At 73.6% G+C, this 15,070-nt stretch carries 13 protein-coding genes and 1 pseudogene; 5 read left to right on the top strand and 9 right to left on the bottom strand.

Annotated features, from left to right (window positions below):
- Positions 1-47 precede the first annotated feature (47 nt).
- Positions 48-1,412 (top strand): FAD-dependent oxidoreductase, encoded by a 1,365-nt coding sequence (locus tag ACZ3UD_RS26270; RefSeq protein WP_465592471.1) that lies wholly within the window; start codon positions 48-50, stop codon positions 1,410-1,412.
- Between the two features lie 7 nt (positions 1,413-1,419).
- Here ACZ3UD_RS26270 and ACZ3UD_RS26275 read toward each other — a convergent pair whose 3' ends face one another.
- From ACZ3UD_RS26275 to ACZ3UD_RS26300, 6 genes and pseudogenes are all read right to left on the bottom strand, one after another.
- The gene (locus ACZ3UD_RS26275; RefSeq protein WP_465592474.1) at positions 1,420-2,034 is read right to left on the bottom strand and encodes a TetR/AcrR family transcriptional regulator; all 615 of its coding nucleotides are present in this window, start codon (positions 2,032-2,034) and stop codon (positions 1,420-1,422) included.
- Positions 2,035-2,310: 276 nt separating this feature from the next.
- A pseudogene (locus ACZ3UD_RS26280) lies at positions 2,311-2,472 on the bottom strand (RNHCP domain-containing protein); the annotation flags it as partial.
- Positions 2,473-2,484: 12 nt separating this feature from the next.
- Positions 2,485-3,168 carry a response regulator gene (locus ACZ3UD_RS26285; RefSeq protein WP_465592477.1) on the bottom strand — a complete coding sequence of 228 codons (684 nt, stop codon included), beginning with the start codon at positions 3,166-3,168 and terminating at the stop codon, positions 2,485-2,487.
- Positions 3,165-4,478 (bottom strand): sensor histidine kinase, encoded by a 1,314-nt coding sequence (locus ACZ3UD_RS26290; RefSeq protein ID WP_465592480.1) that lies wholly within the window; start codon positions 4,476-4,478, stop codon positions 3,165-3,167. The genes ACZ3UD_RS26285 and ACZ3UD_RS26290 overlap by 4 nt, the downstream gene beginning before the upstream one ends.
- 166 nt (positions 4,479-4,644) lie before the next feature.
- Entirely contained in the window at positions 4,645-5,493 is an 849-nt protein-coding gene (locus ACZ3UD_RS26295) for an ABC transporter permease (RefSeq protein ID WP_465592483.1), read from the bottom strand.
- Entirely contained in the window at positions 5,490-6,449 is a 960-nt protein-coding gene (locus tag ACZ3UD_RS26300; protein ID WP_465592486.1) for an ABC transporter ATP-binding protein, read from the bottom strand. The genes ACZ3UD_RS26295 and ACZ3UD_RS26300 overlap by 4 nt, the downstream gene beginning before the upstream one ends.
- A 523-nt stretch (positions 6,450-6,972) precedes the next feature.
- On the opposite strand from ACZ3UD_RS26300, the gene ACZ3UD_RS26305 reads away from it, so the two are divergent.
- The 3 genes from ACZ3UD_RS26305 to ACZ3UD_RS26315 all read left to right on the top strand — a co-directional run bounded on the left by ACZ3UD_RS26305 (position 6,973) and on the right by ACZ3UD_RS26315 (position 9,718).
- Positions 6,973-7,821, top strand: a complete 849-nt coding sequence (locus tag ACZ3UD_RS26305) for a universal stress protein (RefSeq protein ID WP_465592489.1) — start codon at positions 6,973-6,975, stop codon at positions 7,819-7,821.
- A 73-nt stretch (positions 7,822-7,894) separates the two neighbouring features.
- The gene (locus tag ACZ3UD_RS26310; RefSeq protein WP_380616001.1) at positions 7,895-8,368 is read left to right on the top strand and encodes a nucleoside deaminase; all 474 of its coding nucleotides are present in this window, start codon (positions 7,895-7,897) and stop codon (positions 8,366-8,368) included.
- Positions 8,369-8,563: 195 nt separating this feature from the next.
- Positions 8,564-9,718, top strand: a complete 1,155-nt coding sequence (locus ACZ3UD_RS26315; protein WP_465592494.1) for a thioesterase domain-containing protein — start codon at positions 8,564-8,566, stop codon at positions 9,716-9,718.
- Positions 9,719-9,834: 116 nt separating this feature from the next.
- Here the strand turns inward: ACZ3UD_RS26315 and ACZ3UD_RS26320 are convergent, their stop codons facing one another.
- Complete coding sequence (locus tag ACZ3UD_RS26320; RefSeq protein WP_465592497.1) at positions 9,835-12,123, bottom strand: MFS transporter; 2,289 nt, start codon at positions 12,121-12,123, stop codon at positions 9,835-9,837.
- Between the two features lie 142 nt (positions 12,124-12,265).
- Here ACZ3UD_RS26320 and ACZ3UD_RS26325 point away from each other — a divergent pair, with 142 nt between their 5' ends.
- Positions 12,266-13,009: a TetR/AcrR family transcriptional regulator gene (locus ACZ3UD_RS26325; protein ID WP_465592500.1), complete on the top strand. Its 744-nt coding sequence runs from the start codon at positions 12,266-12,268 to the stop codon at positions 13,007-13,009.
- 353 nt (positions 13,010-13,362) lie between these two features.
- Here the strand turns inward: ACZ3UD_RS26325 and ACZ3UD_RS26330 are convergent, their stop codons facing one another.
- Entirely contained in the window at positions 13,363-14,175 is an 813-nt protein-coding gene (locus ACZ3UD_RS26330; RefSeq protein WP_465592503.1) for an ABC transporter permease, read from the bottom strand.
- 13 nt (positions 14,176-14,188) lie between these two features.
- Positions 14,189-15,070, bottom strand: a complete 882-nt coding sequence (locus ACZ3UD_RS26335) for an ABC transporter permease (protein WP_465592506.1) — start codon at positions 15,068-15,070, stop codon at positions 14,189-14,191.

Raw genomic sequence — 15,070 nt, forward strand, 5'->3', positions numbered from 1 at the left:
TCCAGACCACTGGCCTCCCGCTGCGCCCGACCGGAGGAACCGCCCGCATGACCCGCCCGATCAGAGTCGCGATCGTCGGAGCCGGCCCCGCCGGCATCTACGCCGCGGACGCCCTGCTGAAGTCCGACGCCGCCCAGACGCCCGGCGTCTCGATCGACCTGTTCGAGCGGATGCCCGCCCCGTTCGGCCTGATCCGCTACGGGGTCGCCCCCGACCACCCTCGCATCAAGGGCATCGTCACCGCCCTGCGCCAGGTGCTCGACAAGCCCCGGGTCCGGCTGTTCGGCAACGTGGACTACCCGTCCGACCTCGCCCTGGACGACCTGCACCGCTACTACGACGCCGTGGTCTTCGCCACCGGCGCGACGGCCGACCGGGCACTCGGCATCCCCGGCATCGAGCTGGACGGCTCGTACGGCGCGGCGGACTTCGTCTCCTGGTACGACGGCCACCCGGACGTGCCCCGCGGCTGGCCCCTGGAGGCCGAGAAGGTCGCCGTCCTCGGCGTCGGCAACGTCGCCCTGGACGTCGCCCGGATCCTCGCCAAGACCGCCGACGAGCTGCTGCCCACCGAGATCCCGCCGAACGTGTACGAGGGCCTGAAGCGCAACCGGGCCGTCGAGGTCCACGTGTTCGGCCGCCGGGGCCCGGCGCAGGCCAAGTTCAGCCCGATGGAGCTGCGCGAGCTGGACCACTCCCCCACCATCGAGGTGATCGTCGCCCCCGAGGACATCGAGTACGACGACGGCTCGATCGCCGAGCGACGCGCGGTCAAGCACGTCGACCTGGTCGCCTCGACGCTGGAGAACTGGGCGATCCGCGACGTCGGCGACCGCCCGCACCGGGTCTACCTGCACTTTTTCGAGTCCCCGGTGGAGGTGCTCGGCGCGGACGGCCGGGTGGTCGGCCTGCGCACCGAGCGCACCGAGCCGGACGGCACCGGCAACGTCCGCGGCACCGGCCGCTTCACCGACTGGGACGTCCAGTCTGTCTACCGGGCCGTCGGTTACTACTCGGACGAGCTGCCCAAGCTGCCCTTCGACCCGGTCACCGGCACCGTCCCGCACGAGGCCGGGCGTGTCCTGGAGGGCGACGGCTCGCACCGCACCGCCACCTACGTCACAGGCTGGATCAAGCGCGGCCCGGTCGGCCTGATCGGCCACACCAAGGGCGACGCCAACGAGACCGTCGCCTGCCTGCTGACGGACCACGCCGCCGGCGAGCTGCCCGGCGCGGTCGAGCCGGACCCGGCGGCGGTCGAGGAGCACCTGCGCGGGCGGGGCGTCCGCTACACCACCTGGGAGGGCTGGCAGCTGCTCGACGCCCACGAGCGCGCGCTCGGCGAGGCCGAGGACCGGGAGCGGGTCAAGGTGGTCGAGCGCGAGGAGATGCTCCGCCACAGCGGAGCGTGACAGCGCCTTACGGGCTGACGATCGGCAGCAGCACCTCGTCCACGATCGCCGCCGGGTCGAGGTTCACGCTGTCGCCCCCGCACGTCTTGATCCGGTACAGCATCAGCGCCGGGACCACGTCGGTGACCAGCGGGGTGACCGACCCCGGGCGGACCTCGCCCCGGGCGGTGCCCCGGTCGAGCACCTCGGCGATCAGCGCGGCGGTGGGCTCGACCACCCGCTCCAGCACGAGCTCAAGGAAGGCGTGCGCGCGCTGGTGGTCGAGCTCGCTCATGATCGCCCGGACGGCGGCGCCCAGCTCGCTGAACATCGCGGTGCGCAGCCCGGTCACCACCTCCAGGAGGTCCCCGCGCAGGCTGCCGGTGTCGGGAGCGGTGGCGGCCGGGGGCAGGCTGGCCCGCAGCGCGTCCATGACCAGTTCTTCCTTGGAGGACCAGCGGCGGTAGAGCGCGGCCTTGCCGGTCTGCGCGGCGGCGGCGACGCCCTCCATGGTGAGTCGCGCGTAGCCGTCGGTGGTGAGCTGCCGGAGGGCCGCCTCGTAGATCGCGCTCTCCAGCGCCTCGCCGCGCCGCCGGAGCGGGGCGGCCGCCGCTGCGCGCGCGGCGCCGGTTTCAGCGGGCATGGCTGCGCACCTTCCGGGGGGTTCCTGTGTTCCAGGCCTACTACCAATGTTAGTGAACGAACTCGTTCCCTCCCAAGCACCGCGCGGGGTTCGGCCCCCGGGAGCGGTCCCCGGCCCCGGAGGCCGGGGACACCGGTGTCAGCGATCGCAAATCCCATGAAGCAACCAGATGACCTGTACACATACGGGTGCTCGCGGCGCTGTTCGCGTGACTCCCGGGCGCCGCCACCCCGACGACGGGCCGCCGGTCCGCTACGAACGAGGGACACCATCCCCCACCGAGCGGTGCACGACCATCCAATCGCCGGTGCGCAGCACGGCGATGGCGATCGGCGACATCCGCCCGTGGCACTCGCTGGGACCGCCCTCGACCTGGTCGAGGACGTGCCGGGAGTACAGGCAGGACGGGCAGTGGTTGCGCCACGTGCCGTCGGCGGCGGCGCCACCGAATCAATTCGTGATCGGCGGATTGGGCCTGGTCAGCCCGCGGTCGTAGGCGAAGATCACCGCCTGCACCCGGTCCCGGGCTCCGATCTTCGCCAGCACCCGGCTGACGTGCGTCTTGACGGTCGATTCGGCCAGCACCAGGCGCTGGGCGATCTCGCTGTTGGTCCAGCCCTGGGCGATGGCCGCCAGAATCTCCCGCTCACGCTCGGTCAGCGCGTCCAGCCGGGGGTCGTCGACCTGCGCCGCTCCGGGCGGGCGGACCGGCAGGTGGTGGGCGTAGGCGTCGAGCAGGCGGCGGGTGATGGCGGGCGCCACCACGGCGTCGCCCTCGGCGACCGCGCGGATCCCGGCGAGCAGTTCCTCCGGGCGCGCGTCCTTGAGCAGGAAGCCGCTGGCCCCGGCGCGCAGCGCGGCGTGGGCGTACTCGTCGAGGTCGAAGGTGGTCAGCACGAGGATGCGCGAGCGGCCGCCGGAGGCGACGATCTGGCGGGTCGCCTCGATACCGTCCATGCCGGGCATCCGGATGTCCATCAGCACGACGTCGGGCCTCAGGTCGGCGGTCAGCCGGACGGCCTCGGCGCCGTGGGAGGCCTCGCCGACCACCTCGGTGTCGGGCTGGCTCTCCAGCAGCATCCGGAAGCCGTAGCGCTGCAGGGGCTGGTCGTCCACGATGAGGACGGTGGTCACGTCGAACCGCCTGTCGGGTCGGGGGTGAGGTCGAGTACGGCCTCCACGGTCCATCCTGCCCCAGGGCCGGGACCCGCCGTGACGGTGCCGCCGTACACGGCCGCGCGTTCGCGCATGCCCGCCAGGCCGTGCCCCTCGCCGGCCGGCCGGACCGGCCGGGGGGTGCCGGCGGGCGGGCCGCTGTCCTGGACGCGCACCCGCAGCCGGGCGGCGTCGGCGGTCAGGGTCACGTGCGCGCGGGTGTCCGGGCCGGCGTGCTTGAGGGTGTTGGTGAGGGCCTCCTGCACGATGCGGTAGGCCATCAGCTGGACGCCGCGGTCCAGTTGGTCCAGGTCGCCGCCGACGGTGTACCGCACCTGGGGGCCGGCGGCGCGGATGCGGGCGCACAGCCCGTCGAGGTCGGCGATGCCCGGCTGGGGGTTGAGCTCGGCCCCCTCATCGCCCTGGTCGCGCAGCACGCCGAGCATCCGGCGCAGTTCGCCGAGCGCCTGGCGGCTGGTCTCGCCGATCAGCTGCAGCGCCTCCCGGCCGCGCTCGGGCGAGGCCTGGGCGGCGTAGGCGCCGCCGTCGGCCAGGGTGACGATGACGGACAGGTTGTGGCCGATGATGTCGTGCATCTCCCGGGCCACCCGGGTGCGTTCGGTGGCGGCGGCCAGTCGGCTGCGCTGGTCGCGTTCGATCTCCAGCCGGGCCGCCCGCTCGCGCAGCCCGGCGAGCTGGGCGCGGCGCACACGCACCGCGATACCGAGGGCGACGGCCGCCGTCGCGGTGCTGACCAGGAAGAACAGCGCGTCCCCGACCGGCAGTCCGCCGCCGGAGACCTCGACGGCGACCAGCGCCATCGCCCCGACGATCACCGCGCAGGACCAGGCCAGGTGCCGCAGCCGCCCGTGCAGGGCCAGGCTGTAGAGGGCGACCAGCAGAGCGGCGTCGGCGCGCAGGGCGACACCGAGCGACCACTGCAGTACGAACACCACCATGATCGCTGCGAAGGCCTCGGTGGGCCTGCGTCGGCGCCACAGCAGCGGCAGGACCAGGCCCGCCTGGAGGGCCAGCATGGCCGGCAACGCCGGGCGGACCAGTACGACCCTGTGCTCGTGCGGGGGCTCGCCGTGGCCGGGGAAGAGGTCGGGGAGGCAGAACATCAGGAAGACCACCGCGACCACGGCGGTGTCCAGCACCCAGGAGTGGGCGCGGTCCGCCTCCCGCACCCGCTGGCCGATCCGGGCCAGCCGGGCGAACAGCGGGTGGCCGGACAGCGCGTCGGCGGCCACGAGCGGGCCGGTGGGGGTGGCGTGGTCCTCGGTCACCGGTGGCGCCTCCCTGGTGGTGGTGCGGGTGGTACGGGCGGTACGGATGGTGCGGCGCCGGTGGGATCCGACACCGCACCGGGAGTGTCTCAGGCCCGGGCGCCGGTACGGACGCGGGCGTCCGTACCGGCTCGGGCTCCGTACGGGCCCGGGCGCCCGGACGGGCTCAGGCGTCCGTGCGGAGCAGCCGTACGGCGGCGCCGGCCAGCGCGAGCACCGTCCAGCCGAGGAAGACCAGCAGTCCGGCCGTCGGCGAGAGCGTGGTCGTGTCGTGGTGGAGGGCGAACATCGCCTCGCCGGCGTGACTGGGCAGGTAGGGGCTGATGTGGTCCTGCCAGGAGCTGGGCAGCAGCGAGACCAGCCCGGGGATCAGCATCAACGAGGCGACCAGCACCGAGATGCCGCCGGCCACCGAGCGCAGCAGCGCGCCGAGGGCGACGCCGATCACGCCGACCAGGCCCAGGTAGAGCCCGGCGCCGAGCAGGCCGCGCACGACCCCGGCGTCCGAGATGGTCATCGCCGCCCGGGTGCCGGAGAGGATGCCGCTGTCGGCGAGGAAGGCGACGAACACCCCGACGGTGCCCAGGACCAGCGCGATCAGGCCGTACACCGTGGCCTTGGACCACAGCACCGGCAGGCGGCGCGGCACGGCGGCCAGGGTGGAGCGGATCATGCCGGTCGAGTACTCGCCGGCCGCGACCAGCACGCCGAGGACACCGAGCGCCAGCTGGGCGAAGTTGGTGCCGAACAGCGAGAGGCTCAGTGCGCTCGCGCTGGCGAAGTCCCGGTCCATCGGGCGGCCCGAGGTGATCCGCGACTTGAACTGGAAGGCGGCGATCAGGCCGAAGGCGACCAGGAAGAGCAGCGCCAGACCGAGGGTGATCCAGGTCGAGCGCAGCGACCACAGCTTGGCCCACTCGGAGCGCAGCACGCGCACCGCGGTCACCTTGTAGGCAGGGCGGGCGGGGCGCAGCTCGGCGGGCGTGGCCGGCTGGGAGGTCACAACGGTACTCATGCCGCGCTCCTCGGGGTCTCGGTCTCGGTCTCGGTCTCGATGCGGGCGGTGGTGGTTCCGTGGTACTCCACGGCGTCCCTGGTCAGGTCCATGAAGGCCTCCTCCAGGGAGACCGTCCGGGGGGTGAGCTCGAAGACGGCGATGCCGTGCTCGGCGGCGGTGAGCCCGATCTCGCGGGCCGTACGGCCGGTGACCAGCAGTTCTTCCGAGCCGGACCGGCCGGTGATCTCCACGCCGGGCCCGGCGAGCGCCGAGCGCAGCCGGGCCGGATCGGCGCTGGCCACCTTGACGGCGTCGCCGCCGGCCTCGCTGATCAGGTCCTGCACGGTGGTGTCGGCGAGCAGCCGGCCGCGTCCGACGATGATCAGGTGGTCGGCGACCAGCGAGACCTCGCTCATCAGGTGCGAGGAGACGAAGACGGTCCGGCCCTCGGCGGCGAGGGAGGTGAGCAGGTTGCGGATCCACAGGACGCCCTCGGGGTCGAGGCCGTTGACCGGCTCGTCCAGCATCACCGTGGCAGGGTCGCCCAGCAGGGCGGCCGCGATGCCGAGGCGCTGGCCCATGCCGAGCGAGAAGGCGCCGGCCCGCTTGCGGGCCACCGACTGCAGGCCGGTCAGCTCGATGACCTCCTCGACCCGGCGGCCCGGGATGCCGTGGGTGTGGGCCTGGGCCATCAGGTGGTTGAACGCCGAGCGGCCGGGGTGGATCGACTTGGCCTCCAGCAGCGCGCCCACCTCCTGCAGCGGCGCGGCGTGCTCGGCGTAGCGGCGGCCGTTGACCCGCACCGACCCGCTGGTGGGCGCGTCGAGGCCGACGATCATCCGCATGGTGGTGGACTTCCCGGCGCCGTTGGGCCCCAGGAACCCGGTCACCGTCCCCGGCCGGACCGTGAAGTCCAGCCCGTCCACGGCGGTCTTCTCCCCGTACCGCTTCGTCAGCTGGTGCGCCTCGATCATCGCTCACCCTTACGCTCAGGGGCCGGGCCGTCCCGGCCGCCACGCTTCCACGCTAGGTGCGACCGGCGCCGGATCCGTGGCACCGCGGGCTGATCATCGGGCGGCCCGTAGTACCGCGGTACCACTCCGCCGCCCTACTCCGGCCGTCCTGGCGCGAAATCCGGTTCCGCCGCCGCCAGCAGCCGGTCGAAGATGGGGCACGGACGTTCAGAAGGTGGCCCTGCGAGAGATGACGCCGTCGGAGTACCGGGCGGCGACCGAGATCCGCGTAGCCGAGAGCCCTAGCACGGGAGTGTGCGCGGTGGAACGGCACGCCCTGCGCATGGGGCGGCGGCCCCGCGAGTGACGGACGTGGCGCGGACGGTGACCGCAGGCGCGAGGTCGCGCCCGCCGGGGCGGGCGCGAGCGTGCGCCGCCCCGACAGGCGCCGGTCGCGGCCAGCGCGGATACTGGGGCGGCAACCCGAGGCGGCCCCGGCGGCCGGGGACGGCCGTCGACGCGCCGCGGAACCGAGGAGTACGCCGTGACCGGACCCGTTGTCGTCGGCTTCGACGGCTCGCCCGAGAGCCTCGCCGCCACCGAGTGGGCGGCGCTTGAGGCGCAGCGCCGCGGGCTCGGCCTCGAAGTCCTCCAGGCCTGGCCCTGGCCGAAGCGGGACGTGGTCGGCAGCGACCAGACCTACCACCGCGCGCTGGCGCACCTGGCCGACCGCGAGGCCGGGTTGCGCGCCCTGGTGCCCGGGGTGCCGATCTCCTCCGAGCCCGTGGCCGCCGATCCGGTGGAGGCGCTGGAGGCCTCCTCGCGGACGGCGGCCGTGCTGGTGCTCGGCTCGCGCGGGCTGGGCACCGTACGCGGCTTCCTGACCGGTTCGGTGAGCCAGGAGGTGCTGCGCCGGTCGGCCTGCCCGGTGGTGCTGGTCCGGGCCCACGAGAGCGAGCCGACCGGTCCGGTGACGGTCGGCCTCGACCTGGCGCACCCGGCGGAGGAGGTGCTGGCCTTCGCCTTCGAGGCAGCCGCGCTCCGCTCGGCGCCGCTGTGGGTCGTCCACGTCTGGAGCCCGACGGCCGGCAGCGAGTACATGTCCTACGGCGCGATCGGCGGGCTGGAGGGCGAGGTCTCCGCCGTCGAGCGGACCGGGCTCGCCGAGGCGCTGGAGCCCTGGCGGGCCCGTCACCCCGAGGTGGAGGTGACGGACGAGCTGATCCGGGGCAAGGCCGCCGTCGAGCTGGTGGACTCCGCGGCGACGGCCCGGCTGCTCGTCGTCGGCCGCCGCACCCGGCACCTGCCACTGCGCCACCACCACCTCGGCCCGGTGGCACACGCGGCGATCCACCACGTGCACTGCCCGGTCGCCGTCGTCCCGTACGGCTGATCCGGGCGAGATGACCTCCCCGATGCCCCCGCTTCGCAATCCCACCGTTCGGCCCACCCCTGAGGAGTACGTCATGGCCGATCACACCCGCGCCCACCTGCTCGCGGCCATCGATCTCGCGGCCTCCGCCCGAGCGCACGGCAACCACCCCTTCGGCGCGCTGCTGACCGACCCCGACGGGAGCGTCCTGCTCACGGCCGAGAACACCGTGCTCACCGACCACGACGTCACCGCCCACGCGGAGACCAACCTGGTCCGGCAGGCCTCCCGCGCCCTGGCCCCGGCGCAGCTCGCCAAGGCCACCCTGTACTCCAGCACCGAGCCCTGCGCGATGTGCGCCGGCGCGATCTTCTGGAGCGGCATCCGCCGGGTCGTCTACGCGCTCGCCGCGACCGACCTGAACGTCATCGCGGGAGTGGATCCGGAGGAGCCGGTGCTCCACCTGCCGTGCCGCCAGGTCTTCGCGGCCGGCGGCAGCTCCGTGGAGGTCTCGGGGCCGCACCTGTACGAGGAGGCCGCGGCGGTGCACACGGGGTACTGGGGGTAAGCAGCGGGGCCGCACGATCGCGGCACCGCACCGTGGCCCGGTACCCGGCCAGGGGCCGGGCGCCCACGGGCGCGTGACCGGCGGCCAGGCGGGAGTCGGCGATGGAGACGACGCGGGCACCGGCCCCTGAGCGGACCGCCGCCATGCGTCAGACTGTTCGACGTCGCGAACGGCAGGGCACGGGGAGGGACTGCGGTGGGCACGGACGTCGTCAGGGAGCTGGGTGCGGCACTCGGTTGCGGCGACCCGGCGGTGGTGGACATCGGCCCGGGTCACCGTCGGCTGGCCGTCCCGGACCAGCACGGCGGCCGGTTCACCGTCGACGTCCTCGGCGACGACGGCACGGCGCGCCGGGTGGTCCATCTGCTGCCGGGCGGCGGACTCAACGTCGCGGCCGACTACTGCACCGCGCAGGGCCGCAGTCTCGCGCACTTCCTCGCCGACCACGGGTACCTGGTCGTCGGCACCACCCCGCCCGAGGACGCGCTGACGCCCGATCGGATCGGGCCGCAGTGCGCCGACTGGGGCCTGGACGGGCACCGCACGGACCTCGAACGGGTCGTCTCCGCCGTCGAGTCCCTCACCGGCCTGCCCTACGAGCTGCTCGGCCACTCGGCCGGGGCCGCGCTCGCCCTGGCCACCGCTGCCCGGAACCGGGGCGAGGCCCTGCGGCGGGTGCTCGTCCTCGACACCACCGGCCCCTACGACCCGGAGACGGAACCGGAGTTGGTCGCGAGGGCCGAGGCGCTGACCCGCCTGTTCCAGCGGCAGCTGGAGGCGGGTACCTGGACCGTCGATCCCGGCCTGAAGGGCCTGTTCGCCCGCGCCACCACCGCCCCGGACGCCCCGAGCGGGGTACCACGGCCGGTGGACGGGGCGGGGCAGTTCAGCAACCTCGGCCTGCTGCACTACGCCCTGACCCACACCCGGGACCTGCCCGGGCCCGCGAACTGGATCCACCACCGGGGACACAGCAGCGGCACCTACGCCTTCGGCACCACCCCCGGGGAGGACCGCTTCGCCCTGAAGCACGCCCCGCTCGCCGTCTGGACGGAGGCGATCGCCCGCCTCGGCAGCGGCCTGCAGCCGACCGCGCTGCTGCGCGACCTGGCGGCGGTCTGGGCCGGTCTGACGCAGGTCCACCGGATCGACTGGGCGGCGATCCGGGCCGACGTGGTCTGGGCGAACGCCGAGCTCGGCCGCGGGGACCACGACCTCGGTGCCCGCCTCGTCCGCCGGGGCGGCGCCCGGGTGGACTACCGGGTGGTGCCGGGCTACGGCCACGGCGACGTGGTCTGGTCGGCCACCGCCGAACGCGACGTGTGGGAGTCGCTGCTGCCCCACCGCTGAACGCCGCCCGCACTGATCATCAGCATCCGGTTCGGAGTCGTCGGAGGCGGCAGCCCTGCGCCGAGGGCGCCGGACGGAGTAGCCGCACGCGCCGTACCTGGTCGAGCCGTCACACGCTACGCCGTCGCCTTCGCCGACTCGGGCCCCGGGACCGGGCCGGGGGCCGACATCGGCTCCTGATCCGGCTTCGGGTTCGGCCGGGCCAGGCAGGCGACCGCCATGGCAAGGGCCGCCAGCACGACCGCACCCGCCAGCGCGCCGTGCAGGCCACCGGTGACCGCCTCCCCGACCGCGGCGCGGACGCCGGTGGGCAGCCCGGTGAGCGCCGCCGGGGTGAGCCCGCCGCCACCGGTGAGCCGGGCGGCCGGCTCGGCGCCGAGCCGCTCGGTGAGGGTGTCCGCCATCCGGGCCGTGTAGACCGCGCCGAGCACCGCCATGCCCAGGGAACCGCCGATGCTGCGCAACAGGGTGACGACCCCCATCGCGGCGCCCATGTCCCGCGGCGCGACGGCACCCATCGAGGTCAGCAGGGTGCTCTGCATGAGCAGCCCGATTCCCACCCCGGCGACCACGGTGAGCGCGGAGGCGACCACCCGCGGTGTGCCGGTACCGAGGAGCAGCAGCAGGGCCGCTCCGGTCAGGGCGATGGCGCCACCGATCAGCGGGTGGCGCCGCTCGCCACCGGTCCGGCTCATCAGCTTGGCGGTGACGAGCTGGGTGCCGACCATGCCGAGCATCAGCGGCAGCAGCAGGAGGCCGCCGGTGGTCGGCGAGGCGCCCTGGACGAACTGGAGGTACTGCGGCAGGTAGCCGACCAGGGCGAGCATCACCGCACCGGTGAGGAAGCCCAGCACCTGGGCCACGGTGAAGTTGCGGATGCGGAACAGCGCGGGCGGCACCAGCGGTCCGGGGACCCGCCGTTCCACCCGGGCGAACCAGGCGAGCGCGACCGCCGCGACGGCCCCCGTGCCGAGGATCCACGGCGAGGTCCAGGCGTATGTCACACCGCCCCAGCTGCCGATCAGGGTGAGCCCGACGATGCCGGTAATCAGCAGGGCGAGGCCCGCCCAGTCGAACGGGGCGCGGACGCGTTCCGTCCGCAGCCGCACCCCGAACGCGACCGCCACCAGGGCGAACAGCCCGACCGGCAGGTTGACGTAGAACGCCCAGCGCCAGTTCAGCCGGTCGGTCAGGAAGCCGCCCAGCAGCGGCCCGCCGACGAAGGCGACCGGCATCAGGACCCCGACCACCGCCTGCACCCGCCCCCGGTCGGTGGCCGGGACGAGCACCCCGATCACCGAGAGCGCGCCGACCATCAGCCCGCCGGCGCCGACCCCCTGGAGCGCGCGGAAGGCGATCAGCTCGGCCATGTCGCGCGACAGCCCGGAGAGCACCGAGCCGGCCAGGAACACCACCACCGCCCACTGGTACGCGCCCTTGCGCCCGTACAGGTCACCGAGCCGGCCCCAGACCGGGGTGGCGGCGGCGGAGGTGAGCAGGTACGCGGTGACCGCCCAGGAGAGGTGGTCCAGCCCGCCGAGGTCGCCGACGATGGTCGGCAGCGCGGTGCCGATGATCTGCCCGTCGAGTGCGGAGAGGAAAATGCCGAGCATCAGCCCGAGGATGCCGAACAGTGGCGGCCTGGGGCGCTCCTCGGCCGGTTCCGTCACCATGGTTGGTCCGCCTTTCCCGTGTTCCGGTAATCCGTCTGTCCGTCTGTCCGCTTGCCCGGTTGTCCGTCTGTCCGGTGCCAGTGCCGGTGCCGTCGCCGGTGCCCGGGTCAGGCCGCGAAGGGGGCGGGCGCGCCGGGCCTCGCGCAGGGCGTGCGCCCACCAGGCCAGCTGGTCGAGCATGGTCTCGGCGGCGGCGTCGGCCGCCGGGTCGAGGGCCTTGGCGTTCTCGTCGAAGCGCTGCGCCGCGCCGTGGAAGCTGACCGCGTTGCGGATCGTCGCGGCGTTCAACTCGGCGAGCACCACCCGCAGTTGCTCCACGGCGCGGAGACCGCCGGACAGTCCGCCGTAGGAGACGAAGGCGACCGGCTTGCCGTGCCACTGGCGGTTGTGCCAGTCGATGGCGTTCTTCAGCGGGGCCGGGAAGCTGTGGTTGTACTCGGGCGTGACGATCACGAAGGCGTCGGCGGCCTCCAGGCGGGGCGAGACGGCGGCGAGCAACTCAGCGTCACCCGGGTCGAGTTCGCCGCCGAAGGACGGGAAGGTGGTGGGCAGCGGGGTGTCGACCAGGTCGAGGAGGTCGACGGCCATGTCGGCGCGGGAATCGAGGTGGCCGAGAAGCCAGTCGGTGACGACCGGCGCGAACCGGCCGTTGCGGGTGCTGCCGACGAGTACGGCCACCCGCAGCCGCTCCTGAGCCTGCTCGAGCCGCGCCTGCTGCTGGTCGTTGGACATGGGGGTCCCCCTCCGAGTCGATGTGTACGCCGTATCGGCTGAATACAACGTACACACCGATGTGTACGACGTCTACCTCAGATACGCCGTACGCTCGGAGTGGTACGGTGGGCCGAGACCCAGCCGGAAGGAGCCCGCCACCATGCCCGCCCCGCAGGCCCCCACCGGGGACGACGACCAGACCAAGCCCCAGACCTCGCTCTGGGAGCGCCTCGACCGCCCGGCCCCCGCCCCGCGCACCACCCTCACCCCGCACCGGATCGCTGAAGCCGCGGTCGCCATCGCCGACACCGAAGGCCTGGACGCGGTCACCATGCGCCGTCTGGCCACCGCGCTCGGCGTCGCCCCGATGGCCGCCTACCGGTACGTGTCCGGCAAGGACGAACTCATCGAGCTGATGGTCGACTTCGTCTACGGCCGACTCCCCCTGGACGGCCCCGCCACCGACTGGCGCGACACCATGCGCACCCTGGCCGTCCAGCTGCGCGCCATGAGCCTGGCCCATCCGTGGACCGCCCGGGCCGCCACCTCCGCCCTCACCCCCAACCAACTGGCCGTCCCCGAGCGCGCGTTCGCCGCCCTCTCCGGACACGGCCTGGATGCCGACACCACCATGGCGGTGTTCCGCACCGTCACCGGCTACGTCCGCGGCTCGGTCTCCGCCGAGATCGCCCTCCTGACGCTGCAGCGCGAGCACGGGTGGGCCGACGGCGACGAGACCCGGGCCGGTCTGGCCTCGCGGATGTCCTGGCTGATCAACACCGGACGCTACCCCGCCTACCAGCGCTACCTCCGCGAGGGCACCCGCAAGGACGACCAGGACTGGCAGTTCGAGACCGGCCTCGACTGCGTCCTTGACGGCATCGCCACCCGCCTGGGCATCTGACACCGGCAACCCGGGCGGCGGCCGTAAGCGCCCGCCCGCCCCTCCGGCCCCTGTCCGGCCGAATGCCCGTTCAGTGGCATGAACTCGCCTCCGCCCGTGGCCCCGAGGGGACGAGTGACCGCCTGACCGCCCTGACTGCCCTGACCGCCCTGACCGCTGACGGCACTCGCCGCCGAGGCGAGCCAGGACGGCGGGCTGTTCTGGTGGCACGGCTGGGAGCAGTCGGCCACCGCCCTGCGCACCGTCGAGCGCACCCTGTGGGAGGACGGGCGGCAGGCGCCGACACTCAGACGGACAACGCCGACAGTACGGACAACGCGGATAATCCAGCCAGCAGCGGCTGCCCGACTCGGCTACAGCCGCCCTCCCGGGGTGTCCGAAGACAGCCGCTGGGCCAGGTACACGGGGACCACGGAGAGCAGCACCAGGACCGCCGCCACGACGTTGACCACGGGGGCCTGGTTGGGCCGCGCCAGGTTGGCGTAGATCCAGACGGGCAGAGTCTGGATGCCGGGCCCGGCGGTGAAGGTGGTCACCACGATCTCGTCGAAGGACAGCGCGAACGCCAGCAGCCCGCCCGCCAGCAACGCCGACCGCACGGCCGGGAAGGTGACGTACCGGAAGGTCTGGAAGGAGTGCGCGCCGAGGTCGGCCGAGGCCTCCTCGGCCGACGGGGACATCCGGCGCAGCCTGGCGACGACGTTGTTGAAGACCACGACGATGCAGAACGTGGCGTGCCCGATGACGACGGTGAGCATGCCGAAGCCGATGCCCGCCGGGCCGAGCACCGTGCGGAACGCGGCGTTGAGCGCGATGCCGGTGACGACGCCGGGCAGCGCGATCGGCAGGATCACCAGGAACGACACCGTCTGCCGCCCGAAGAACCGGTAGCGCTGGACGGCGAAGGCGGTCATGGTTCCCAGGACCAGGGCCACCATGGTGGCCCCCGCACCCGCCTGCAGTGAGGTCACGAGCGCGCTGCGGGCACCGTCGGACTGCCAGGCCCGGATCCACCACTCGGTGGTGAGTCCGGCCGGCGGCCAGGCGAAGGAGCGGTCCCGGTTGAGCGAGTTGAGCAGGACCAGCAGCAGCGGCAGGTAGACGACGGCGAGGCCGGCGATCGTGGCCGCGCGCAGCGCGATCCGGGCACGGCGGGAGAGGATCACTGGTGTTCGCCCCCTACAGCGAGTCCAGGGCGCCGGTCCGGCGCACGGCGAGCAGATAGCCGACGATCATCACGACCGGTACGCAGGACAGCGCGGCGGCCAGCGGCAGGTTGAGCGTCACGTTGTCGGCGATCGCGGTGCCCAGCACCTGCGTCTTCCCTCCGACGATCCGCACGGTGATGTAGTCGCCCAGGCTCAGCGAGAAGGTGAAGACCGACCCGGCGAACACGGCGGGCTTGATCAGCGGCAGGACCACCGAGCGGAAGGTCCGCCCGGCGGAGGCGCCCAGATCGGCCGAGGCGTCGAGGAGGTTGGCCGGCAGGTTCTCCAGTCCCGCGTAGACCGGCAGGATCATGTACGGCAGCCACAGGTAGGCGAGGACCGCGATGACCGCCGCCGTGCCGTACCCGGGGCTGGCCAGTCCGAACGGGGCGCCGAGCCAGTCGAGTACCCCGCCCTGGCTGAAGATGACCCGCCAGGCGTACACCTTGACCAGGTAGCTGGCCCAGAGCGGGGTCAGCACCGCGACCACCAGGAGCTTGCGGGTCCGCGGCCGGGCGATCCGGGCCATGTAGAAGGCCATCGGGAACGCCACCACGGCGTCGATCACCGTGACCGCGGCGGCGATGCCGAGCGTGCGCAGGGCGATCGACCGGTAGACCGGCTCGGTGAGGACGGTGTGGAAGTTCGCGGTGTTCCAGGCCCGGACGACGTTGTAGGTGAAGTCGTCAACCGTCCAGAAGGCCGAGAGGAGCAGGACGGCGAGCGAGCCCAGGTAGGCGAGCACCAGCCAGGCCATCGGCGCCGCCAGCAGCAGCGTCAGCCGCAGCCCGGCGTGCCGGTGCAGGACGGAGGCCGCCTGCCGCATGCCGCCCCCACGCTGGAGCAGGGCCAT

The organism is Kitasatospora sp. NPDC023118, assembly GCF_055560875.1.